The organism is Roseateles violae, assembly GCF_030410485.1.
In the GTDB taxonomy this organism is placed as follows: Bacteria; Pseudomonadota; Gammaproteobacteria; order Burkholderiales; family Burkholderiaceae_C; genus Roseateles_D; species Roseateles_D violae.
Window position 1 is genome coordinate 109732 of sequence record NZ_JAUHHC010000006.1, and the last position, 21452, is coordinate 131183.

Annotated in this window: 22 protein-coding genes; 11 read left to right on the top strand and 11 right to left on the bottom strand. The window is 69.2% G+C overall.

The window, feature by feature from the left end:
• Positions 1-2: 2 nt before the first annotated feature.
• From cysD to ybiB, 5 genes are all read right to left on the bottom strand, one after another.
• A complete protein-coding gene (cysD, locus tag QWJ38_RS21090; protein ID WP_290361110.1) occupies positions 3-974 on the bottom strand; it encodes a sulfate adenylyltransferase subunit CysD in 972 nt (323 codons plus the stop codon).
• Positions 971-1753, bottom strand: coding sequence for a phosphoadenylyl-sulfate reductase (locus tag QWJ38_RS21095; protein ID WP_290361111.1), 783 nt, complete (start codon positions 1751-1753; stop codon positions 971-973). Before QWJ38_RS21095 ends, cysD begins: the two co-directional genes overlap by 4 nt.
• A 1-nt stretch (position 1754) precedes the next feature.
• On the bottom strand, positions 1755-2258 hold the full coding sequence (locus QWJ38_RS21100; protein ID WP_290361112.1) for a DUF934 domain-containing protein: 504 nt from the start codon (positions 2256-2258) through the stop codon (positions 1755-1757).
• Positions 2259-2280: 22 nt separating this feature from the next.
• Complete coding sequence (locus QWJ38_RS21105) at positions 2281-3987, bottom strand: nitrite/sulfite reductase (protein ID WP_290361307.1); 1707 nt, start codon at positions 3985-3987, stop codon at positions 2281-2283.
• 213 nt (positions 3988-4200) lie between these two features.
• The gene (gene ybiB, locus QWJ38_RS21110; RefSeq protein WP_290361113.1) at positions 4201-5121 is read right to left on the bottom strand and encodes a DNA-binding protein YbiB; all 921 of its coding nucleotides are present in this window, start codon (positions 5119-5121) and stop codon (positions 4201-4203) included.
• Positions 5122-5184: 63 nt separating this feature from the next.
• On the opposite strand from ybiB, the gene QWJ38_RS21115 reads away from it, so the two are divergent.
• On the top strand, positions 5185-5331 hold the full coding sequence (locus QWJ38_RS21115) for a hypothetical protein (RefSeq protein WP_290361114.1): 147 nt from the start codon (positions 5185-5187) through the stop codon (positions 5329-5331).
• A gap of 115 nt (positions 5332-5446) precedes the next feature.
• Positions 5447-8389 (top strand): HD domain-containing phosphohydrolase, encoded by a 2943-nt coding sequence (locus QWJ38_RS21120; RefSeq protein ID WP_290361115.1) that lies wholly within the window; start codon positions 5447-5449, stop codon positions 8387-8389.
• A 9-nt stretch (positions 8390-8398) separates the two neighbouring features.
• On the opposite strand, the gene ocd is transcribed toward QWJ38_RS21120, so the two are convergent.
• Positions 8399-9469: an ornithine cyclodeaminase gene (gene ocd / locus QWJ38_RS21125; protein WP_290361116.1), complete on the bottom strand. Its 1071-nt coding sequence runs from the start codon at positions 9467-9469 to the stop codon at positions 8399-8401.
• Positions 9470-9603: 134 nt separating this feature from the next.
• Here ocd and QWJ38_RS21130 point away from each other — a divergent pair, with 134 nt between their 5' ends.
• A complete protein-coding gene (locus QWJ38_RS21130; RefSeq protein WP_290361117.1) occupies positions 9604-10029 on the top strand; it encodes an Lrp/AsnC family transcriptional regulator in 426 nt (141 codons plus the stop codon).
• Positions 10030-10051: 22 nt separating this feature from the next.
• On the opposite strand, the gene QWJ38_RS21135 is transcribed toward QWJ38_RS21130, so the two are convergent.
• A complete protein-coding gene (locus QWJ38_RS21135; protein WP_290361118.1) occupies positions 10052-10381 on the bottom strand; it encodes a cupin domain-containing protein in 330 nt (109 codons plus the stop codon).
• 59 nt (positions 10382-10440) lie between these two features.
• Between QWJ38_RS21135 and QWJ38_RS21140 the strand changes: the two genes are divergently transcribed.
• Positions 10441-11391 carry a patatin-like phospholipase family protein gene (locus tag QWJ38_RS21140; RefSeq protein ID WP_290361119.1) on the top strand — a complete coding sequence of 317 codons (951 nt, stop codon included), beginning with the start codon at positions 10441-10443 and terminating at the stop codon, positions 11389-11391.
• Positions 11392-11402: 11 nt separating this feature from the next.
• A complete protein-coding gene (locus QWJ38_RS21145) occupies positions 11403-12050 on the top strand; it encodes an LON peptidase substrate-binding domain-containing protein (protein ID WP_290361120.1) in 648 nt (215 codons plus the stop codon).
• Positions 12051-12194: 144 nt separating this feature from the next.
• Here the strand turns inward: QWJ38_RS21145 and QWJ38_RS21150 are convergent, their stop codons facing one another.
• Positions 12195-13742 carry a methyl-accepting chemotaxis protein gene (locus QWJ38_RS21150; RefSeq protein ID WP_290361121.1) on the bottom strand — a complete coding sequence of 516 codons (1548 nt, stop codon included), beginning with the start codon at positions 13740-13742 and terminating at the stop codon, positions 12195-12197.
• Between the two features lie 163 nt (positions 13743-13905).
• On the opposite strand from QWJ38_RS21150, the gene QWJ38_RS21155 reads away from it, so the two are divergent.
• On the top strand, positions 13906-14607 hold the full coding sequence (locus tag QWJ38_RS21155; RefSeq protein ID WP_290361122.1) for a TetR/AcrR family transcriptional regulator: 702 nt from the start codon (positions 13906-13908) through the stop codon (positions 14605-14607).
• A 69-nt stretch (positions 14608-14676) separates the two neighbouring features.
• Here the strand turns inward: QWJ38_RS21155 and QWJ38_RS21160 are convergent, their stop codons facing one another.
• Positions 14677-15228 (bottom strand): phasin family protein, encoded by a 552-nt coding sequence (locus QWJ38_RS21160; RefSeq protein ID WP_290361123.1) that lies wholly within the window; start codon positions 15226-15228, stop codon positions 14677-14679.
• Between the two features lie 226 nt (positions 15229-15454).
• Between QWJ38_RS21160 and QWJ38_RS21165 the strand changes: the two genes are divergently transcribed.
• The 5 genes from QWJ38_RS21165 to QWJ38_RS21185 are packed head-to-tail and all read left to right on the top strand — an operon-like array spanning position 15455 to position 19929.
• Positions 15455-16396, top strand: coding sequence for a histone deacetylase family protein (locus QWJ38_RS21165; RefSeq protein WP_290361124.1), 942 nt, complete (start codon positions 15455-15457; stop codon positions 16394-16396).
• A gap of 4 nt (positions 16397-16400) precedes the next feature.
• Positions 16401-16853, top strand: a complete 453-nt coding sequence (locus QWJ38_RS21170; protein ID WP_290361125.1) for an acyl-CoA thioesterase — start codon at positions 16401-16403, stop codon at positions 16851-16853.
• Complete coding sequence (locus QWJ38_RS21175; RefSeq protein ID WP_290361126.1) at positions 16847-17563, top strand: nitroreductase; 717 nt, start codon at positions 16847-16849, stop codon at positions 17561-17563. Before QWJ38_RS21170 ends, QWJ38_RS21175 begins: the two co-directional genes overlap by 7 nt.
• Before the next feature lie 2 nt (positions 17564-17565).
• Complete coding sequence (locus QWJ38_RS21180; RefSeq protein ID WP_290361127.1) at positions 17566-18909, top strand: sodium:proton antiporter; 1344 nt, start codon at positions 17566-17568, stop codon at positions 18907-18909.
• Positions 18910-18933: 24 nt separating this feature from the next.
• Positions 18934-19929: a 2-hydroxyacid dehydrogenase gene (locus tag QWJ38_RS21185; protein WP_290361128.1), complete on the top strand. Its 996-nt coding sequence runs from the start codon at positions 18934-18936 to the stop codon at positions 19927-19929.
• On the opposite strand, the gene QWJ38_RS21190 is transcribed toward QWJ38_RS21185, so the two are convergent.
• Positions 19926-20687, bottom strand: coding sequence for a hypothetical protein (locus QWJ38_RS21190; RefSeq protein ID WP_290361129.1), 762 nt, complete (start codon positions 20685-20687; stop codon positions 19926-19928). The genes QWJ38_RS21185 and QWJ38_RS21190 overlap by 4 nt on opposite strands.
• A gap of 169 nt (positions 20688-20856) precedes the next feature.
• Positions 20857-21396: a hypothetical protein gene (locus QWJ38_RS21195; protein ID WP_290361130.1), complete on the bottom strand. Its 540-nt coding sequence runs from the start codon at positions 21394-21396 to the stop codon at positions 20857-20859.
• Positions 21397-21452 lie beyond the last annotated feature (56 nt).

The following is a 21452-nucleotide window of genomic DNA, read 5'->3' on the forward strand; positions in this document are numbered from 1 at the left end:
GATCAGAAATAGCCTTCCTTCTTGCGGCGCTCCATCGAGGCCTCGCTGGTCCGGTCATCCATGCGGGTGGCACCGCGCTCGCTGACGGTGACGGTCAGCGTCTCGGCAACGATGTCGGCCGCGCTGGCGGCGCTGCTCTCGACCGGGCAGGTGCAGGTCATGTCGCCGACGGTGCGGAAACGCACGGTCTCGGTCTCGATCCGCTCGTCGCCCTCGGGCGGCGTGACCTCGGTGACCGGCACCAGCAGGCCCTTGCGGCGGACGATCTGGCGCTCGTGCGCGTAGTAGAGGCTGGGCAGCGGGATGTTCTCGCGGGCGATGTAGAGCCAGACGTCGAGCTCGGTCCAGTTGCTGATCGGGAAGGCACGGAAATGCTCGCCCGGGCGGATGCGGGTGTTGAACAGATTCCACAGCTCGGGCCGCTGTTCCTTCGGCTGCCATTGGCCGAAGGCGTCGCGGTGGCTGAAGATGCGCTCCTTGGCGCGCGCCTTTTCCTCGTCGCGGCGGGCGCCGCCGATCAGCACGTCGAAGCGGTTGTCCTCGATTGCCTCCAGCAGGGTCACCGTCTGGTGGCCGTTGCGCGACTCGAGCGGATGCGCCAGGCGCACGGTGCCGCGGGCGATCGACTCGTCCATATGGGCGACGATCAGGCGCTCGCCCATCTCGGCGACGCGACGCTCGCGGAACTCGATGACCTCGGGGAAGTTATGACCGGTGTCCACGTGGACGAGCGGGAAGGGCAGGCGGCCCTTGAAGCTGTTGCCGGTGGGGTCGCTCCTGTCGCGCGTCTTGAAGGCCTTCTCGGCCAGGCGCAGCACGACGCAGCTGTCCTTGCCGCTGGAGAACAGCAGGCCCGGCCGCTCGAAGGAGGCGGCGACCTCGCGCAGGATGAAGATCGCCTCTTCTTCCAGATGGTCCAGATGGCGGTGGTCGACCGTGGGAAGCAGGCTCTGCAGATTCACCGGGGCATTCATGCCGTTACTCCAATCGTCTTGTTCGTCGCGTGCAAGCCGCATTCCTTGGAACTTTCCTCCCACCACCAGCGGCCGGCGCGGAAGTCCTCGCCGACGGCGATCGCGCGGGTGCAGGGCGCACAGCCGATCGAGGGCATGAACTGGTCGTGCAGCGGGTTGTAGGGCACATCGAATTGCTCGATGTAGTGCCAGACATCGGCCCAGCTCCACTCGGCCAGCACATTGAGCTTGCGGCGGCCCTGGCCGTCGTCCTCGTCGAAGGGCACCTCGGCGCGATTCGTGCTCTGCTCGCGGCGCAGGCCGGTGATCCAGGCGCTGCGGCCGGCCAGCATGCGCGACAGCGGCTCCAGCTTGCGCAGGCCGCAGCAGGCCTTGCGCAGCGCCAGGCTGCGGTACATCGCGTCCTCGCCGTTCGTGCGGACGAAATGGATCACCGCCTCCGCGGCCGGGCGGAAGACTTCGACCTTGAGACCGTACTTCGCCTCGATGGCGGGGATCAGGGCCAGCGTCTCGGCGTGCAGCTTGCCGGTGTCCAGCGTCGCGATCGCGACCGGCAGCGCATGGCGGGCGATCAGGTCGGTGATCACCATGTCCTCGGCGCCCAGCGAGGTCGACTGCAGCAGGCCCGCGCCATGCATGGCGACGGCCGCGCGCAGCAGCTCGACCGTGCGCGCCAGCCGCGCGTCGAAGCCGGTGGTCTGGCGGGCATAGAGGCTCTTGGCCGAACTGCTCGCCGCGCCGGGCAACGGCGACAAGGAAGACACTTCCGCGCCGCTCATCTCAGGCCTCGGCCGTCTCGGCAAAGACCGGCTTGGTCGCCGGGCGGTTCTCGCTCAGCGCGCCCTGGTAGAAGGCCGGGAAGAAGCGCAGCGCGCGCTCGGCCGCCTCGCGGCTCTGGTCAGCGCGCAGCTCGACGGCGTCAAAGCCGGTGCGCGACAGCAACTGCAGCATGTCGACCAGCACCTCGCCGACCGCGCGGATCTCGCCCTTGAAGCGGTAGCGGCCGCGCAGCAGGCGCGCCTGGCTGTAGGCGCGGCCGTCCACCCATTTCGGGAAGCGCAGCACGATCAGTTGGAAGCGCGGCAGGTCGTCGGCCAGCTCCTCGACGGCGTAGTCGTTGGGCAGCTCGATCGCGGTCGGCAGTGCGGCCGGCCAGTGGCCGCGCACCGCATGCCATTGCTCCAGCGTCAGCAGCAGCTGCGGCGCCGGATCGGGGTCGGGCTTGGGGCCGTCCTCGCCGAGCACGCGATGCCATTCGTTCTTGCTGGTGTCGATGAATTTCATGATTCTTTTGGCCTCTTCTCGATCAGGCGGCGATGGCGTCGGCGCGGGCGGTCAAGGTGCGCTGCGCGTTGGCCGGCGCCTTGAACGGCTCGATGCCGATGCGGCGCACGGTGTCGATGAAGCGCTCGCCCGCCTGGCGCTGGCCGCGGTAGGTCTGCACCAGCGACTCGATCACGTCCGGCACCTCGTCGGCGGCGAACGACGGGCCGATCACCTTGCCCGGCTGGGCCGCGCCCGACAGGGTCGAGCCGTCCGAGCCGCCCAGCGTGATCTGGTACCACTCGCTGCCGTCCTTGTCGACGCCGAGGATGCCGATATGGCCGCTGTGGTGGTGGCCGCAGCTGTTGATGCAGCCGCTGATGTGCAGGTCGATGTCGCCGAGGTCGTAGAGCTCGTCCAGATCGTCGAAGCGCTCGGTGATCGCCTGCGCCACCGGGATCGAGCGGGCATTGGCCAGCGCGCAGAAGTCGCCGCCGGGGCAGGCGATCATGTCGGTCAGGAGGCCGATGTTCGGCGTCGCGAAGCCGGCGGCGCGCGCGCCCTCGAACAAGGCCGGCAGATCGCTTTCGCGCACCCAGGGCAGGACCAGGTTCTGGTCGTGGCTGACGCGCAACTCGCCCTGGCTGAAGCGATCGGCCAGCTCGGCGGCGTCATGCATGGCCTGGTCGCTGGCGTCGCCGGGTGGCGTGCCGCTGCGCTTCAGCGACAGCGTGACGGCGCGGTAGCCGGCGAGCGCATGGGCGTGCACATTACGCTCCAGCCAGCGCTTGTAGGCGCCCGGCTGCACGCCGGCGAAGATGTCGCTGGCCGCCGTGGCCTGCACGCCGGCCGGCTGTACGAAGTGCGCGGCGACGCGCTCGAGCTCGGCCTGCGGCAGCAGGTGCTCGCGGCCGCCCTCGTCCTGCTCGAGGATGGCCTTGAACTCGGCGTTGACCGCATCGAAGAAGGCCTGGCCCTCGGCCTTGACCAGGATCTTGATGCGCGCCTTGTACATATTGTCGCGGCGGCCGTAGCGGTTGTAGACGCGCACGATCGCCTCGATGTAGACGAGGATCTGTTGCCAGGGTAGGAACTCGGTGGCGACCTGGCCGATGATGGGCGTGCGGCCCATGCCGCCGCCGACCAGCACCTTGAAGCCGATCTCGCCGGCCGCGTTCTTCACGAGCTGCAGGCCGATGTCGTGCCAGCCGATCGCGGCGCGGTCCTCGACGGTGCCCGAGATCGCGATCTTGAACTTGCGCGGCAGGAAGGCGAATTCCGGATGCAGCGTGCTCCACTGGCGCAGCAGCTCGGCATAGGGACGCGGGTCGACGATCTCGTCGGGCGCGACGCCGGCCAGCGCATCGCTGGTGATGTTGCGGATGCAGTTGCCGCTGGTCTGGATGCCGTGCATGTCGACGGCGGCCAGCGCGTCCATCACGTCGGCGGCGTCGACTAGCGGGATCCAGTTGTATTGCAGGTTCTGGCGGGTGGTGAAGTGGCCGTAGCCGCGGTCCCACTGGCGCGCGATCAGGGCCAGCTGGCGCAGCTGCTTGCTGGACAGCGCGCCATAGGGCACGGCCACGCGCAGCATCGGCGCATGGCGCTGCACATACCAGCCGTTCTGCAGGCGCAGGGGGCGGAACTCGTCGTCGGACAGCGTGCCGGCCAGATTGCGCTCCAGCTGGTCGCGGAACTGCGCGGCGCGGGCGTGGACGAACTGGCGGTCGAAATCGGTATAGGCGTACATAGGCGTCAAGAGCTCGGCATTCAGGGTGCGACCACCTTCCGGCCGGCCATCAAGAGCGAGCCGCCATCGACGCCGTTGACGATCGCCGTGCAGTCCACGAGCAACGCTCCCAAATGCCTGGAAAGGCTTAGGAGGCGGACTTTATGTAGCGTTTATATATAAGGGAACTACTGAATCGTAGATTGCTTATTCTTGGATAAGCATATGAGCGATTCAGTGCCGCGCCAGGGCGCTGAGCGCTTCGACCTGTTCGGCAATCCGCGGCGGCAGCGGCTCGCGGCCGGCCAGCAGGGCTTCGATCAGCCGGGCATTGGCCTCGGCCTCGCAGGCTTCCGACAGCGGCCAATCGAGGTCCGCCGTGTCGGCCGGGTGCAGCTCGCGGCGCCGGCCATCGGCGAAGCCGATCAGATGGGCGCGCCGGCGCAGATGGGCATAGGCCTCGCCCTCGCTGGCGCGCATCAGGAGCGCCCGGCCGCCGTCGGCCGTCAGCGGTCCCAGCGCCTGACCCATGCTGTCCAGATATTCCGGATGGGTGACGGCGACCACGCGCACGCTGCGGCCGGGCGCCGCGTCCAGCAGCTTGGCCACGCTGTGCCCGCTGTTGCGCACGCCCAGGCGCGGGCGCAGCGCCATCAGCGCGTCCAGCCCCGGGTTCAGCGCGGCCAGCGGCAGGCAGGCCAGGCGCCGTTCGCGCAGCTGGGCCGCCGCCTGGGCGACATCGGCGGCCGGCGGCAGGCCCAGCGCGGCCAGCAGCTCTAAGGGACTCTGGCGGCTGTCGAAGTCGTGGCGGCCAAAGATCAGCACCGGCACGCCGGCACGCGCCAGCAGCAGCGCGACCAGGGGCATCAGATTGGCCTGCTTGCGCGCGCCATTGAAGGTCGGCAGCAGCACGCAGCGCGGGCCCTCGGGCACCTCGACCCCTGCCGTGCGCTGCTGCATGGCCTGCACGAAGCCCAGCAGTTCGCTCTCGCTCTCGCCCTTGATGCGCATGGACAGGAGGATGGCGCCGAGCTCCATGTCCGGCACCCGGCCGTCCAGCATCGCGCCGAACAGCGCCTCGGCCTGGACGGCCTCCATATCCCGCGCGCCCCGGGCGCCGCGGCCGATTTCCTTGATCAGCGCTGCGAATTGCATGGAGCCAGTTTAGGGGCCGGCGAAGTCCGTACACTCCGGCCAGCGACGCAAAGGAGGATCGTCATGGCCAACAAGGGACAGCAAGGCAAGAAAGAGGCAAAGAAGCCGAAGAAGGACAGCGGCAGCAACAAGCCGCCGGTGTTCAGTGAGCGGCCCTCGGCGGTGATCACCACCGTCATCCCGGAGCGCGGCAAGAAGGCGAAGGGCTGAGTCCCGGGGGCCAGTTCTTGCCCCGTCTGCGGGCAATTCCCGACACCCGCCAGCCCCGGCCTTGACGGCGGCTGCCGTCTTGGGCCTCAATCGCTGCAGCAGCAGAGGGAGGCTCATGCGCAAGAGGAATCCGCAGCCGCGTTCGATCTATCTGGTCCTGGCCGTCATCATGATCGGCCTGGTCCTGACGCTTTACGCGGCCCTGGTCGGCTACAACTACTACGTCAGCCAGCGGCGGCTGCAGGCGCAGGCGAACGAGCTGTTCGAGCGCGTCGGGCGAGAGATCGCGCTGGTGATCGACGCCGAGATGCGGCCGGCCGGCATGGCGGCGACCCTGCTGGCGGCGACGCCGCTGCTGACCGGCGGCGATCATGGCCAGCGCCTGGGCCGGCTGCCGCTGATGGCCGGCGTGCTGCGCACCAACGAATCGCTGTCGGCCGTCTATGGCGGCGTGGCCAACGGCTCCTTCGCGCTGCTGCGCCATCTGGGCACGCCCGAGCTGCGCGCGCGCTTCGATGCGCCGCAGTCGGCCGCCTTCCTCTTGCAATCGGTCGACCGCGACGGCGCGCTGCCGCAGGGCTATTTCGCCTATTACGACCGTGAACTGAACCTGATCGAGCGGCGCGAGCGGCCCGACTACCGCTTCGACCCGCGCGGCCGGCCCTGGTTCACCCAGGCGGTCGCCGCCGGCGCCGACGCCGCACCGGTGCAGACCGCGCCCTATGTCTTCTTCACCACCGGCGAGATCGGCCTGACCCTGGCCCATGCCGGCACGACGGCGCGCACCGCCGCCGGCGTCGACCTGAGCCTGGCGGCGCTGTCGCGCACCTTGCAGCGCCAGCGCTTCACGCCCTCGGCCGAGCTGATGATAGTCGGCGAGGACGGCGCCGTGCTCGCCTATGCCGGCGCCGGCGACACGCCGCGCGACGGCCGCCGCATGGCCCTGGTCGACGAGATCGGCTCGCCGGCGCTGAGCCAGCTCTGGCGGCGCGACCGCGCCGGCGCGGCCGACGAGGCGGCCGAGCCCATCATCGTGGTCGGCGAGCGCGAATGGGTGGTGCGCATGCAGCCGCTGCCGCAGCTGACCGGCACGCGGGTGCGGCTGGCGATCGCCTCGCCGCGCGACGAGCTGCAGGGCGACTATCTGCGCGCGCGCCGCGACAGCGCCTGGATCAGCGTCGCACTGCTGCTGCTGATCCTGCCCCCGGCGCTGTGGACCGCGCGCCTGGTCTCGCGGCCGCTGGTGCGCCAGGCCCGCGAGGCCGAGGCGATCCGGCGCTTCGACTTCAGCGGCGATCAGGGCAGCCCGCCGCAGCGCAGCGGCATCCTGGAGGTCGATCAGCTCTCCGAGGCCATGGGCGGCATGAAGCAGTCGCTGCAGAACTTCCTCGACATCTCGCGCGCGCTGTCGGCCGAGCAGGACTTTGACCGCCTGCTGGACCGCATCCTGGTCGAGACGATTGCCGTCACCGGCGCCGTCGGCGGCGCGCTGCACCTGCTCAGCGACGATGGACGGCGGCTGCAGCCGGCGGCCGGCCGGCTGCGCGGCGAGGTGCTCGACATCACGATCCTGCCGCCCTGGTCGCTGGACGAGGAGGGCAGTCCCTCGGCCGCCGTGCGCGCGCTGCGGCAGGACGGCCCGGTCGAGCTGGAGCTGCGCCGCGGCGGCCCGACCCAGGGCGCGATTTATGCGCGCATCTTCGAGGCGCTGCCGGTGCAGCGGGTGCGCATGCTGGCGCTGCCGCTGAAGAACCGGCAGAACCAGGCGATCGGCGCGCTTTCGCTGGGCTTTGCCGATGCCGACGCGCTGCCGGCGCCGCTGCTGGCCCTGGTCGAGGCCTTGTCGGGCAGCGCCGCCGTGGCCGTCGACAACCAGCTGCTGCTGCGCGCGCGCAAGGCGCTGCTGGAGGCCTTCATCCAGCTGCTGGCCGGCGCGATCGACGCCAAGAGCGCCTACACCGGCGCGCATTGCCAGCGCGTGCCCGAGCTGACCAAGATGCTGGCCCAGGCCGCCTGCGACACGCAGCAGGGGCCGTTCGCCGACTTCGCGCTCAGCGAGGACGACTGGGAGGCGCTGCACATTGCCGCCTGGCTGCACGACTGCGGCAAGGTGACGACGCCGGAATACGTGGTCGACAAGGCCACCAAGCTGGAGACGATCTACGACCGCATCCACGAGATCCGCACCCGCTTCGAGGTGCTCAAGCGCGATGCCTGGATCGCCCTGCTGGAGGAGAACCGCGGCCCGGCCGAGCTGCAGCATCTGCGCGAGCGGCTGGCGCCGCAATGGGCGGCGCTGGACGAGGAATTCGCCTTTGTCGCCAGCTGCAACGAGGGCGGCGAGTTCATGGCCAGCGACAAGCTGGCGCGGCTGCGCGAGATCGGCGCGCGCAGCTGGCAACGCACGCTGGACGACCGGCTGGGCCTGTCGATCGAGGAGAAGCGCCGCCGTGCGCTGCGGCCGGCGCCGTCGCTGCCGGTGCGCGAGACCCTGCTGGCCGACAAGCCCGAGCATCTGGTCGAGCGGCCGCCGCTGCAGCGCATGCCCAGCGACAACCGCTGGGGCTTCCATCTGCGCGAGCCCGAGTACCTGTACAACCGCGGCGAGCTGCACAACCTCTCGGTCGCGCGCGGCACCCTGACCGAGGAGGAACGCTACAAGATCAACGACCACATCGTGCAGACGATCAAGATGCTGGAGTCGCTGCCCTTCCCGCGCCATCTGCGCCATGTGCCCGAGCTGGCCGGCGGCCACCACGAGAAGATGGACGGCAGCGGCTACCCGCGCGGCCGCGCCCGCACCGAGATGAGCGTGCCGGCGCGGATGATGGCGATCGCCGACGTGTTCGAGGCGCTGACCGCCGACGACCGGCCTTACAAAAAGGGCAAGACCCTGTCCGAGGCGCTGGGCATCATGGCTCGCATGGCCCGGGAGCAGCACATCGATGCGCAGCTGTTCGAGCTCTTCCTGCGCTCCGGCGTCTGCCGCGACTATGCGCAGCGCTTCTTGGCCGCCGAGCAGATCGACGCGATCGAGATCGAGGACTATCTGCGCTGACGCCGGACTTCAGGCCGGCAGCGGCTGCCGGGCCGGCGTGGTGCTGCCGCCGATGCTGCTGCTGCCGACGCGCAGCTGCCCGAACAGATCGCGCGGGTCCTGCAGCTCGGGAATCAGCGCCAGCGGCGCGCCCAGGCCCAGTTCGGCGGCGCAGTCGCGCAGCCAGCGCAGCGAGGAGAAGTCCTCCATCGCGAAGCCGACCGAGTCGAAGACGGTGATCTGGGCGGCATCGTCGCGGCCCTTGGCCTCGCCGCGCAGCACGCGCCACAGCTCGGTGACCGGGAAATCGGCCGGCATCTGCTGGATGTCGCCTTCGATACGGGTCTGCGGCTCGTATTCGACGAAGACCTTGGAGCGCCTCAGCACCTCGGGATGCAGCTCGGTCTTGCCGGGGCAGTCGCCGCCGACGCCATTGATGTGCATGCCCGGCTCGATCATCTCGGGCAGCAGGATGGTCGCCAGCCGCTTGTCGGCGGTGACCGTCGTCACGATGTCGGCGCCGCGCACCGCCTCGGCGGTACTGGCGCAGACGGTCAGCTGCAGGCCCGCCACATCGGCCAGATTGCGCAGCAGCTTGTTCGTGGCGGCCGGGTCGACGTCGAACAGGCGGATTTCGGTGATGCCCATCAGATGGTGGAAGGCCAGGGCCTGGAACTCGGCTTGGGCGCCGTTGCCGATCAGGGCCATCACGCGGCTGTCCGGCCGGGCCAGGGCGCGCGCGGCCATCACCGAGGTGGCCGCCGTGCGCAGCGCGGTCGTCAGGGTCAGTTCGGACAGCAGCTCCGGCCGGCCGGTCGACACCTCGGCCAGCACGCCGAAGGCCATCACCGTCGGCAGGCCCAGGCGGCCATTGCTCGGATGGCCGTTGACGTACTTGAAGCTGTACTGGGTGGCATCGGCCGTCGGCATCAGCTCGATCACGCCGTCCTTGGAATGGCTGGCCGTGCGCGGGCTCTTGTCGAACTCCTGCCAGCGCAGGAAGTCGGCCTCGATATAGCTCAGCAGGCCGCGCAGGCTTTCCTTGATGCCCTTGCGCTGGCAGATCCGGCTCAGGTCCTTGGGGGTCAGAACGGTGGTCATGCAATGTCTCCGAGTGCGATTGCTCAGCATTGTTCTCAAGCCGCACGCCAAGTAGAAGCGCAAAATCCGGCAAGAATTTCAATATATTTTGTCAAAATGGCAGTAGTGATTGACAAAATGACAAGGACACCGCGATGGACACCCTCGATCAACAGCTGCTGGCCCTGCTGCGCCTGAACGCAAGGGCCAGCATCGCCACGCTGGCGGCCAAACTGAAGGTGTCGCGCGGCACGGTGACCAACCGCATTGCCCGGCTCGAGGACAGCGGCATCATCAACGGCTACACGGTGCGCCTGCGGCCCGATGTCGTGCCGAGCGAGATCACCGCCTGGATGAGCATCACCGTCGAGGGCAACCGCACGCGCGAGGTGATCGCCATCCTGCTCGGCGAGCCGGGAGTGACCGGCCTGTTCGATACCAACGGGCACTGGGACCTGCTGGCCGAGCTGCGCTCATCCAGTCTGGCCGAGCTGGCCGAGGTGCTGGAGCGCATCCGCCTGATCAAGGGCATCAGCGCCACCGAGACCTCCATCCATCTGCAGAGCTACAAGCTCTCCTGAGGCGGCTGGGACATGCTGGCGATCAATGCTGCAGGGCCAGGGTCAGCAGCAGGCTGCTGTCCAGCTCGGCCACCAGCGCATGCGGCTCGCCGCCATGCAACAGGGTCAGCTGGCCGGCCGACAGCGGGATCTGCCGGCCCGGCAGGTCCAGGCGCACCCGGCCGGCCAGGCACTGGATGCTCAGCTCGCCGGCAACCTTGTGCTCGTGCAGTTGCTGACCCTGGCGCAGCACGATGTGCAGCAGTTGCAGCTGGTCGGTCTTGATCAGGCTGGTGCTCTGGCCCTCGCCGCCGCTCTCGCTCAGCGGCTTCAGATCGATCAGCTGTCCGTGATTGGCATGCGGGATGGCCATGGCGCTCTCCGGTCGGGCGATGAGCGATTGTGAACCTTGCCAACCCTAGAATCGCGCGCATGTTCCCGTTTCCCGCCTTGGCGGCCGGCGCGCTGCGCCGCCGCAGCCTGCTGGCCGCCACCCTGGCGCTGGCCGCTTGTTCCAGCACCCCGCCCCTGGTCGAAACCCCGGCCGCCGCGAGCTCCGCGCCGCCCCCGGTCGAGCCGGCCCCACCGGGCCCGAAACCGCCGCCGAAGCCGCCGCGCATCGGTCTGGCGCTGGGCGGCGGCGCGGCGCGCGGCTTTGCCCATATCGGCGTGATCCAGGTCTTCGAGGAGCAGGGCATCAAGGTCGATCTGGTCGCCGGCACCTCGGCCGGCAGCCTGGTCGCGGCGCTCTATGCCTCGGGCAAGAACGGCAAGGAGCTGGCGACGCTGGCCGAGAACATGGACGAGGGCGCGATCAGCGACTGGGCCTTCCCGACCCGCGGCCTGATCCGCGGCGAGGCGCTGGCCCGCTTCGTGCGCGAGAAGACCGGCGGCAAGCTGATCGAGCAGATGGCGGTCCCGCTGGGCATCGTCGCCACCGATCTGTCCAGCGGCGCGGCGGTGCTGTTCCGCAGCGGCGACACCGGCACGGCGGTGCGTGCGTCCAGCGCGGTGCCGACCGTGTTCCAGTCGGTCAAGATCGGCAACCGCGACTATGTGGACGGCGGCCTGGTCGCGCCGGTGCCGGTGCGCTTCGCGCGCCAGATGGGGGCGGAGCTGATCGTCGCGATCGACATCTCCTCGCCGCCGGAGGAAAAGCCCGGCAGCGATGCGATCCGCATGCTGCTGCAGACGGTCTCCATCATGGGCCGCAGCATCAACAATTTCGAGCTGCGCGAGGCCGACATCGTGCTGCGGCCCAGGCTGGACGGCATCGGCAGCGCCGACTTCACGGCGCGCCGGCGCAGCATCCAGGCCGGCCGCGAGGCGGCGCAGGCGGCGCTGGCGCAGATCCGCCAGCGCATCGAGGCCAAGACGCGCTGAGGGCGCAGGCGATGAGCGAGACGACCATGGACGCCCTGCCGCTGTTCCCGCTCGCCTCGGTGCTGTTCCCCGGCGGCTGGCTGGCGCTGCGCATCTTCGAGCCGCGCTATCTGGATCTGATCGCGCGCTGCCAGAAGAGCGGCGAGCCCTTCGGCGTCGTCCAGCTGATCGAGGGCGGCGAGGTGCGCCGGCGCGACGCGGCGGCGGCCGACGGTGCCTTCGTGCGCGAATCGTTCCAGCCGGTCGGCACCCTGGCGCAGATCGAGTTCTGCGAGAAGCCGCAGCCGGGCCTGCTGCAGATCCGCTGCCGCGGCCTACAGCGCTTCCGGCTCGCCGACAGCCATTGCCTGCCGCATGGCTTGTGGGTCGGCAGGGCCGAGCTGCTGGACCACGATGCGCAGGTGCCGGTGCCGGACGATCTGCGGCCGCTGGCGGGTCTGTTGCAGGGCCTGCTGCACACGCTGGAGCAGGGCGCCGCGGCGGCCGAGCTGCCGCTGCAGCCGCCCTATCGATGGGAGGACAGCGGCTGGCTGGCCAACCGCTGGTGCGAGATGCTGCCGCTGCCGGCCGGGGAGCGCCAACGCCTGATGCAGCTGGACAATCCGCTGCTCAGGCTGGAGCTGGTGGCCGATCAGCTGGATCGGCTGGGCATTCGCTGAAACAGGGCCGGGCGCCGGGCCGCCCCAAGCCGGCCCCGCTGGCCTGCTCGCGGCTCGATGCCGCGGGCAAGGCCGTCCCCCCGGGGGACCGACCGGCCGCACCCGCGTTCAGCGGGGATGCGGTCGGGCGAGGGGCTCCACGATTCAGCGGCCTAGCCTGAACACCGAGACGACCTCGGCCAGGCGCTGGGCCTGGTCCTGCAGCGAGCTCGAGGCGGCGCTCGATTCCTCCACCAGCGCGGCGTTCTGCTGCGTCATCTGGTCCAGCGTTGCGACCGCCTGGTTGACCTGGCCGATGCCGTCGCGCTGCTCGGTCGCGGCGGCGGCGATCTCGCCCATCAGATCGGTGACGCGGCGCACGCCGGCGACGATCTCGTCCATGGTCTGGCGCGCCTGGGCGACGTCGCCGGCACCGGCCTCGACCGTCTCGACCGAGCGGACTATCAGTGCCTTGATCTCCTTGGCGGCCTCGGCGCTGCGCTGCGCCAGGGTGCGCACCTCGCCGGCAACGACGGCGAAGCCGCGGCCCTGCTCGCCGGCGCGCGCCGCCTCGACGGCGGCGTTCAGCGCCAGGATATTGGTCTGGAAGGCGATGCCGTCGATGACGCCGATGATGTCGGCGATCTGGCGCGACGATTCGCTGATCTGGTCCATGCGCTGGACCACGCTGCCGACGACCTCGCCGCCGCGCTGCGCGGCCGCGGCGGCCGAACTGGCCAGCTGATTGGCCTGGCGGGCGGTATCGGCCGATTGCGCGACGGCGCCGGTCAGCTCCTCCATGCTGGAGGCCGTCTCCTCCAGATTCGATGCGGTCTGCTCGGTGCGGGCCGACAGATCGTGGTTGCCGGTGGCGATCTGGGCCGAGGCGCTGGAGACCGAGTCGACGCCATTGCGTACCTCGGACACCAGCGCGCGCAGGCGCTCGACCATGCTCATCAGCGCGCGCTGCAATTGCGCGACCTCGTCGCTGCCCTGGACCGTCACCTGGCGGCTCAGATCGCCCTGGGCGACCGCCTCGGCCAGCTGCACCGAAGCGGCCAGCGGCCGGGTGATGCGGCGGGTGATCGTGAAGGCGAGGCCGGCACCGAGCGCGATGGCCAGCAGGCTCATGCCGATGATCAGCCAGCGTCCGCGCGCATAGATCTCGTCGCCGAGCTTGTTGGCGGCGTCGGCGCCGGCCACGTTCAGCTCGACCAGCTCGTCGAGCGCCTTGGTCAACGCATCGAATTTCTTCAGGCCGGTGACCGTCAGCGCCTTGCGGGCGGCGTCCTCGTCACCCTGCAGCGCGCTGCTCTGCAGCGCCCGAGCATGCTCCAGATACTCGCCCCAGGCTTCCTTGAACTGCTTCAGCTTGGCGGCTTCCTCGGCCGAGTCGACCAGTTTCTCGTAGGCGGCCAGCTGCTTCTCGACCTCGGCCTGCGCCTTCTTGATCGATTCGACGACCGGCGCCCGTTCGGCCTGCTCGGTCATCACCAGCCTGTATTCGCGGGTGCGGTAGCGGGTCGCGTGCTGGGCCATGGCCTGGGCCGAGCGCGTCGCCGGCAGCCAGTTCTCGGCCATGGCGCTGGCCGTGTCATTGACGCGGCTCAGCTGCGTGATCGACACCCCGCCGGCGATCGCGGTGATCAGCAGCACGATGAAGAAGGCGAGGCCCAGTTTGGCTCCGACGGAGAGGCGATCGAGCGTTTGCATGGCAATTCCAGTGACGGTGGAGAGGGTCGGCCTGCCGGGATGCTGCATGCCGTGCCGATCATTGTTGCTGGCCCGGCCTGGTGTAAACCATTAGAAAAGCGGGTGATTGTGACGATTTAACGAATCTCCAGAATTGCTGGCGTATGTGTACGATAGTGCCCAGATGAGTAAGAAAAGCGAGCTACATCGGGGTGCGCCCGCCCAGCCGACGCGACTGCGCCGCAGCCCGGCGGCGATGTCGGAGTTGAAGGCGCGGATGCTGGCGCGGGCGCGCGAGATCCATCGCGACGAGGGCCTGGAGGCCTTGTCGATGCGCCGCCTGGCCGAGGAGTTCGGTCTGTCGACGATGGCGATGTACAGCTATTTCCGCGACAAGCAGGCCTTGCTGAGCGGGCTTTGGGTCGAGGCCTTCGAGGCCCTGGTCGAGCGCCTGCAGGCGGCAGCGCAGCCATCGGCGACGCCGCTGCAGCGCCTGGACGTGCATCTGCGCTGCCTGATCGCCTTTTGGGAGGAGCGAGTCGATCAGTACCGGCTCGTCTATCTTTCGGCGGCGCAGACGGCCGGCGCCAGCGATCTGGTCGATCTGGGGCGGCAGCCCGCCTATGCGCAACTGCTGCTGCTGACTCGCGAGCGCGTCGCTGCCTGCCTGCAGGGCCAGGCCACAGGCGAGCCCGAGGAATCGCTGCTGCGCATGCAGACCGATCTGCTGGTGGCGCAGCTGCTCGGCTATCTGCAGCTGACGCTGGGCGTGGCGCGCTATCCGCTGCTCGACCGCGAGGCGCTGCGCGAGCTGCTCATCCAGGAAATTCTGCGCAGCGTGGGTGGGGCGGCGCAGACGCCGCGGCGGGGCGCGGCCCAAGCATAAAAAAAGCCCGGTCGATGACCGGGCCTTAAGCGGCGCCAGGGGGCGCCGAGGAGACGTGGGTGACAGCGATCAGGCAGCGCGCTTGCGGGTGGTGGCGCCTTGCGTGGCCTTGACGGCCTGGGCGGTCGCGGCCTGGAAGTTCGCTTCGGCGACTTCGGCGGCCTGCTTGGTGGCCTTTTGCACCGACTCGAAGGCGTTGTTGGCAGCGGCAACGGCCGACTTCACCAGCGCGACGGCGTTCTCGGTGCCGGCCGGGGCGTTCTTGGCGGCGGTGTCGACGACGGCGGCGAACTTCTGCTGCACATCGGCCAGCTGCGCTTCGGCAACCTTGGCGACTTCGGCATTGGTGGCGGTGGCGATGTCGTACAGATGACGGCTGTAAGAGGCTGCCTTCTCGGCGCTCGGCTGCAGCAGCGAGGCTTGCAGGCTCAGCAACTCTTGGGCGTCCTTGACCGACAGCGCGGCACGGGTCGTTTCGGCGGCTTCGCCCAGGGCGGTCTTGGCCACTTGCAGATTCAGTTCGACGAGCTTCTCGACGCCCTCGAAGGCCTTGTTCGTCAGACCGAACAGGGTTTCCAGATTGGCTTTTTGAGCGGCGAGGACTTGTTCAGCGGTCAGCATTGAGGTTCTCCAGGGTTGAGGATGGTCGGGTTGCCTTACAGCTTTGCTGCACTGCAACATGAAACGAAGTATAGGGCTACGGTACGGCATTGCAAGTGCTTTTTGTGCGGTGCAGCAAAAATTAGGGGCATTGGCCAAATGGCTGTCGCAAGCTGCGCTGCTGCGGGCGCAGGGCGTCCCCGGCTGGACAGCCGCGCCGCCGTGGCTTCGGCTATCGTGAGCGGCGATGCTGGCCTTCCATTCCGATGCCCACAGCCTGGCGCTGCCGCCGGGCCACCGCTTCCCGCAGTCCAAGTACCGGCTGCTGCGCGAGCATTTCGAGGCGCGGCCGGGGCTCTTGCGGATGCAGCCGGCCGAGGCGGCCAGCGAGGGCGAACTGGCGCTGGCGCATACGCCGGACTATGTCGAGGCGGTGCTGCTCGGCCGCCTGAGCGCCGCGCAGCAGCGCGAGATCGGCTTCCCCTGGTCGCCGCAGATGGCGGCGCGCTCCTGCCATTCGGTCGGCGCCAGCATCGCCGCGGCACGCGCCGCGCTGGCCGAGGGCGTGGCCGCCAATATGGCCGGCGGCACCCACCATGCCTATGCGGACAAGGGCAGCGGCTTCTGCGTGTTCAACGATGTCGCGGTGGCCGCGCGGCTGATGCAGGCCGAGTGGCACCGCCGCCGGCGCCAGCTGCTGCGCGTGCTGGTGATCGATCTGGACGTGCACCAGGGCAATGGCACGGCGGCGATCTTCCGCGACGACGCCAGCGTGTTCACCTGCTCGATCCATGCGGCGAAGAACTTTCCCTTCCGCAAGGAGCCCGGCGATCTGGACGTCGAGCTGCCGGACGGCTGCGGCGATGCCGACTACCTGGCCGCGCTCGATGCGACGCTCGCGCGGCTGTGGGCGCGCGAGGAGCGGCCGGGCCTGGCCTTCTACCTGGCCGGCGCCGATCCGCACGAGGGCGACCGCCTGGGCCGGCTGAAGCTGACGACGGCCGGCCTGCTGGAGCGCGATCGCCGCGTGTTGACGGCGCTGCGCGAGCGCGGCATTCCGGTGGCGCTGAGCATGGCCGGCGGCTATGGCCGTGACCTGGCGACCACGGTCGCCTGCCAGGTCAACACGCTCAACGAGGCGGCTCGCCATTGGTCGCTGTGGCGCGACCGGCAAGCAATGGAAGAATGAGGCCATGAGCGAACCCACCCGACCGCAAGCCGAGGGCCGCGAGGCCTTTGCCCATTTCGAGCCGCTGACGACGCGCTGGATGGACAACGACATCTACGGTCATCTGAACAACGTCGTCTACTACAGCCTCTTCGACACCGCAGTGAACCGCTATCTGATCGGCGCCGGCGCGCTGGACATCCATGGCGGCGCGGTGATCGGCCTGGTGGTCGAGACGCATTGCAATTTCTTCGAATCGCTGGCCTTCCCACAGCGCATCGAGGCCGGCATCCGCATCGGCAGGCTGGGGCGCTCCAGCGTGCGCTACGAGATCGGCCTGTTTGCCGAGGGCGCCGGGCGCTGCGCGGCGCTGGGCCATTTCGTCCATGTCTATGTGGATCGCGAGACGCGCCGCCCGGTGGCTGAATTGCCGCCGGCCTATCAACAAGCCCTGCAAAAGCTGAGCCCACCATGCTGAACAAATTCGATCCGGCGACGCCGGAGCAGACCGCCGCCGTCGACGCGGCGATCACGACCCGCCACTCGATGCGCGCCTTCCTGCCGCGCGAGGTGCCGCGCGCGACGATCGAGGACATCCTGCGCGTCGCCGCCCGCGCGCCCTCGGGCACCAACACCCAGCCCTGGCAGGTCCATGTGCTGACGGGCGCGGCGCTGAAGCGCTTTTCCGAACGCATCATGGCCGTCTACGACGATCCGGAGGAGCTGGCCACGCACAGCGAGGAGTACGCCTACTACCCGCGCGAATGGGTGTCGCCCTATATCGACCGGCGCCGCAAGGTCGGCTGGGACCTGTACGGGCTGCTGGGCATCGCCAAGGGCGACAAGTCGCGCATGCACGACCAGCATGGCCGCAACTATGGCTTCTTCGACGCGCCGGTGGGCCTGATCTTCACGATCGACCGCATCATGCAGCAGGGCAGCTGGCTGGACTACGGCATGTTCCTGCAAAGCATCATGGTCGCCGCGCGCGGCCGCGGCCTGCACACCTGTCCGCAGGCGGCCTTCACGCAGTTCCACCGCATCATTGCCGACGAACTGCAGCTGGCGCCGAATCAGATGCTGGTGTGCGGCATGGCGCTGGGCTGGGCCGATCCGGCCGCGGTCGAGAACGACCTGGTGACCGAGCGCGATCCGGTCGAGCAGTTCACCCGCTTCCTCGACACCTGACGATGGCGCTGGACGGAAGCCAGTTCGGCGCGCTGTGGGCGCTGCCCTTCGGCGGCCTGCTGCTGTCGATCGCGGTGCTGCCGCTGGCCGCGCCGCGGCTGTGGCATGCGCATTTCGGCAAGATCGCCGCCGCCTGGTCGCTGGTCTTCCTGCTGCCCTTCGCACGCGGCCAGGGCCTGGAGGCGACGGCCGAGCTGCTGGTGCATACGCTGCTGGCCGACTACCTGCCCTTCATCATCCTGCTGACCGCGCTGTTCACCGCCGCCGGCGGCATCTATCTGCGCGGCAATCTGCACGGCAGCGCGGGGCTGAACACCGGCCTGATGGCGATCGGCGCGCTGCTGGCCAGCCTGATGGGCACGACCGGCGCGGCCATGCTGCTGGTGCGGCCGCTGCTGCGCACCAACGACAACCGGCGCCGCAATGCCCATGTGATGATCTTCTTCATCTTCATCGTCGGCAATGCCGGTGGCGCCCTGACGCCGCTGGGCGACCCGCCGCTGTTCCTGGGCTTTCTGAAGGGCGTCGACTTCCTCTGGCCGCTGCGCCATCTGTGGCCGCAGGCGCTGTTCCTGAACCTCGCGCTGCTGGCGATCTTCTATGCGATCGACAGCTTCCATTTCCGGCGCGAGGGGCCGCCGCTGCAGGACCCGACGCCGGATACCGGGCGCCTGGGCATCGAGGGCGGCATCAACTTCCTGCCGCTGCTGGCGATCGCCGGCCTGGTGCTGATGAGCGGCAGCTGGAAGCCGGGCATCGCGATCGAGCTGCTGCACAACCGCTTCGAGCTGCAGGCGCTGCTGCGCGACGCGCTGCTGCTGGCGGTGATCGCCTGGTCGCTGGCGATCACGCCGCGCGGCGTGCGCGAGAAGAACCAGTTCTCCTGGGCGCCGATGGCCGAGGTGGCCAAGCTGTTCGCCGGCATCTTCCTGACCATGGCGCCGGTGCTGGCGGCGCTGCAGGCGGGCGAGGCGGGCGCCTTCGCCGCCGTCGTCCACGCGGTCGCCGACGCCGAGGGCCGGCCGCTGCCGCAGGCCTATTTCTGGGCTAGCGGCCTGCTGTCGGGCTTTCTGGACAATGCGCCGACCTATCTGGTCTTCTTCAATCTGGCCGGCGGCGATCCGCAGCAGCTGATGGGCACGCAGGCGCTGGTCCTGGCCGCGATCTCGGCCGGCTCCGTCTTCATGGGCGCGCTCAGCTATATCGGCAATGCGCCCAACTTCATGGTCAAGGCGGTGGCCGAGCAGCGCGGCGTGCGCATGCCCGGCTTCTTCGGCTATATGGGCTGGTCCTGCGCGCTGCTGCTGCCGCTGTGTGCGCTGATGGGCTGGATCTGGTTTCGCTGACAAGCAAGCAAAGGACGATCATCGATGAGCACGGAGAAAAAGCCCAAGGTGCTGGTGGCACGCAAGACCTTCCCCGACATCGTCGAGCGGCTGCGGCCGCATTTCGAGGTCGAGACCAATGACAGCGAGGACGGCTGGCCGCAGGCCGAGCTGATCCGCCGCCTGCAGGGCAAGGCCGGCGTCTATATCGCCGGCGGCGAGAAGATCGACCAGATCCTGCTCGACGCCTGCCCCGCGCTGAAGGTGATCAGCACGATGGCGGTCGGCTACAACAATATCGACGTGCCGGCCTGCACGGCGCGCGGCGTGCTGGTCACCAATGCGCCCGATGTGCTGACCGAGACCACGGCCGACTTCGGCTTCGCGCTGATGATGGCGGCCGCGCGCCGCATTGCCGAGAGCGAGCATTTCCTGCGCCGCGGCGAGTGGAAGCAATGGTCGGTGACGATGTTCGCCGGCAGCGATGTGCATGGCGCGACCCTGGGCATCCTCGGCATGGGCCGCATCGGCCAGGCGATCGCCAAACGCGGCGCGCTGGGCTTCGGCATGCAGGTGATCTATCACAACCGCAGCCGGCTGCCGGCCGAGCAGGAGGCGCCTCTGAACGCGCGCTGGGTCGAGAAGGAGGAACTGCTGCGCCAGGCCGACCATCTGGTGCTGGTGCTGCCCTACAGCCCGGCCGTTCACCACATCATCGGCGCGCGCGAACTGGCGTTGATGAAGCCGACCGCGACGCTGACCAATATCGCCCGCGGCGGCATCGTCGACGACGCGGCGCTGGCCCAGGCCCTGGCAGCGGGCACGATCGCGGCCGCCGGTCTGGACGTCTACGAGGGCGAGCCGGCGCTGAACCCGGCCCTGCTGACGGTGCCCAATATCGTGCTGACCCCGCATATCGCCAGCGCCTCGATCCCGACCCGCCGCGCGATGAGCGGCTTGGCCGTCGACAACCTGATCGCCGCGCTGACCGGCGGCAAGCCGCCGACGCCCCTGAACCCCGAGGTGCTGGGGCGCAGCTAGCGAGCCTTGGCCGGCACCGCTTTCAGCAGTCCCGGCAGGCTGCGGCCGACCGCGAACTCGATCAGCTGGTTCGTGTAGGCCGCCTTCTTCTCGTGCGGCACGATCTGCCAGGGGTCGGCGCTGCTGTCGCTGCCGTCGGCCGCCAGCGCGCGTGATTCGACGACCGGGATCTGCGCGAGCACCTTGCTGGTGGACAGCTCGATCAGCGACAGCTGCAGCGACACATAGGCGGCCAGATAGCCGGTGCTGCTGAAGTTCGTGTCCACATTGACCATCGGCGTGAGCGCGTCGGCGAAATAGCCGATGCCCTCGACATTGCCGGAACCCAGACTGACGCCGGAGCCCTGGTCGTTGAAGCTCGCCTTCATATTGGCCTCGCCGCGTCGGCGCGTCAGCAGGATCAGATAGTTCGCGCCGTCTGCCTTCATGCCTTCCTCGAAGGCGGGCGGGATCACCGCCGTCTCGCCATTGAAGAGCAGGGCGGGATTGGCCGACAGCCGGGCCGAGGTGATTCTGTACAGCAGCACATTGGCCTTGGGGTCGGCCTGCTGCATGGTCTGCTGGATCGTGCGCAAGGCCGTCGCGTCGAAGCCGGCATCGGGCATGGTCGCCGAGCCTCGCCGGTTCTGGTTCAGCCGGCTGCCCACCTGCGGCTGGAAGCCGATCAGGCCGAGCTGATCGCCGATCAGCGAGATCACCGCATAGGTCGGTGAGGTGGCCGGCGTGGGGCTCTCCGCGGCCCGGCTCGTCCCGGCCATGGCCGACAGCATGGCTGCGGCGACAAGGGCTCGTCGTGTGAATGTCATCTTCATCATCCTGCCGGTCTCCCTGTTTGATGCGCGCAGCGCGCGGGCGAGGCGGATTGTGAAGCCAGCACCGGCGGGTGACGGAGCTCAGACGCCTGGGGGAAACCCCGGCTCCGCTGCTTCAAAGCCGCTTCTCCAGCACGAAACGCTCGACCTGGCCGGCGCCGGGCGCATTGCTGCGCCGGCTCAGCAGCAGCTGCGAGGCGTCGCGCGGATCGAGGCTCAGGCGGTAGCGGACCTGGTAGGGCCGCTCCTGGCCGTTCTCGCAGCACCAGCGGCGCTCGACGCTGAAGTCCAGGCCGTCGGCGCTGCTCTGCAGCGATTGCGCCTCGTAGGTCTGGGCCTGCTCGCGACCCTCGGGGATGTCGGCCACCAGCGCGGCGATGCCGCCGCTGGCCAGGCGCTGCACCTCCAGCCGCAGCCGGAAGCGCTGACCAGGCTGATACGGGTGTTCGCTGAGACCGCTGTGCCAGACGCCCTGCAGCCGGTCGACCGGCTGCGCTTGCGGCAGCTGCGCCGCCGCGCGATGGCCGAAGACCTTGTCCCAGTTCGACAGCAGCGCGCCGCCGAGCACGCCGACCAGGCTCAGCGCCGCGACGATCACCGGCACGGCGGCGCGCAGGCCGCCGTCGCTGGCGTTGGGCTTGTCCTTGCTGTCCATCGCGGCTCCGTCGGCCCGATTGTCGGCAGCCGCGGGCGCTGTGCGCAAGCGGCACG

What these genes read in the sequence shown, in the direction of transcription:
- cysD (WP_290361110.1), bottom strand. Translation starts at nt 974, where the DNA reads ATGAATGCCCCGGTGAATCTGCAGAGCCTGCTTCCCACGGTCGACCAC.
- QWJ38_RS21095 (WP_290361111.1), bottom strand. Translation starts at nt 1,753, where the DNA reads ATGAGCGGCGCGGAAGTGTCTTCCTTGTCGCCGTTGCCCGGCGCGGCG.
- QWJ38_RS21100 (WP_290361112.1), bottom strand. Translation starts at nt 2,258, where the DNA reads ATGAAATTCATCGACACCAGCAAGAACGAATGGCATCGCGTGCTCGGC.
- QWJ38_RS21105 (WP_290361307.1), bottom strand. Translation starts at nt 3,987, where the DNA reads ATGTACGCCTATACCGATTTCGACCGCCAGTTCGTCCACGCCCGCGCC.
- ybiB (WP_290361113.1), bottom strand. Translation starts at nt 5,121, where the DNA reads ATGCAATTCGCAGCGCTGATCAAGGAAATCGGCCGCGGCGCCCGGGGC.
- QWJ38_RS21115 (WP_290361114.1), top strand. Translation starts at nt 5,185, where the DNA reads ATGGCCAACAAGGGACAGCAAGGCAAGAAAGAGGCAAAGAAGCCGAAG.
- QWJ38_RS21120 (WP_290361115.1), top strand. Translation starts at nt 5,447, where the DNA reads ATGCGCAAGAGGAATCCGCAGCCGCGTTCGATCTATCTGGTCCTGGCC.
- ocd (WP_290361116.1), bottom strand. Translation starts at nt 9,469, where the DNA reads ATGACCACCGTTCTGACCCCCAAGGACCTGAGCCGGATCTGCCAGCGC.
- QWJ38_RS21130 (WP_290361117.1), top strand. Translation starts at nt 9,604, where the DNA reads ATGGACACCCTCGATCAACAGCTGCTGGCCCTGCTGCGCCTGAACGCA.
- QWJ38_RS21135 (WP_290361118.1), bottom strand. Translation starts at nt 10,381, where the DNA reads ATGGCCATCCCGCATGCCAATCACGGACAGCTGATCGATCTGAAGCCG.
- QWJ38_RS21140 (WP_290361119.1), top strand. Translation starts at nt 10,441, where the DNA reads ATGTTCCCGTTTCCCGCCTTGGCGGCCGGCGCGCTGCGCCGCCGCAGC.
- QWJ38_RS21145 (WP_290361120.1), top strand. Translation starts at nt 11,403, where the DNA reads ATGAGCGAGACGACCATGGACGCCCTGCCGCTGTTCCCGCTCGCCTCG.
- QWJ38_RS21150 (WP_290361121.1), bottom strand. Translation starts at nt 13,742, where the DNA reads ATGCAAACGCTCGATCGCCTCTCCGTCGGAGCCAAACTGGGCCTCGCC.
- QWJ38_RS21155 (WP_290361122.1), top strand. Translation starts at nt 13,906, where the DNA reads ATGAGTAAGAAAAGCGAGCTACATCGGGGTGCGCCCGCCCAGCCGACG.
- QWJ38_RS21160 (WP_290361123.1), bottom strand. Translation starts at nt 15,228, where the DNA reads ATGCTGACCGCTGAACAAGTCCTCGCCGCTCAAAAAGCCAATCTGGAA.
- QWJ38_RS21165 (WP_290361124.1), top strand. Translation starts at nt 15,455, where the DNA reads ATGCTGGCCTTCCATTCCGATGCCCACAGCCTGGCGCTGCCGCCGGGC.
- QWJ38_RS21170 (WP_290361125.1), top strand. Translation starts at nt 16,401, where the DNA reads ATGAGCGAACCCACCCGACCGCAAGCCGAGGGCCGCGAGGCCTTTGCC.
- QWJ38_RS21175 (WP_290361126.1), top strand. Translation starts at nt 16,847, where the DNA reads ATGCTGAACAAATTCGATCCGGCGACGCCGGAGCAGACCGCCGCCGTC.
- QWJ38_RS21180 (WP_290361127.1), top strand. Translation starts at nt 17,566, where the DNA reads ATGGCGCTGGACGGAAGCCAGTTCGGCGCGCTGTGGGCGCTGCCCTTC.
- QWJ38_RS21185 (WP_290361128.1), top strand. Translation starts at nt 18,934, where the DNA reads ATGAGCACGGAGAAAAAGCCCAAGGTGCTGGTGGCACGCAAGACCTTC.
- QWJ38_RS21190 (WP_290361129.1), bottom strand. Translation starts at nt 20,687, where the DNA reads ATGGCCGGGACGAGCCGGGCCGCGGAGAGCCCCACGCCGGCCACCTCA.
- QWJ38_RS21195 (WP_290361130.1), bottom strand. Translation starts at nt 21,396, where the DNA reads ATGGACAGCAAGGACAAGCCCAACGCCAGCGACGGCGGCCTGCGCGCC.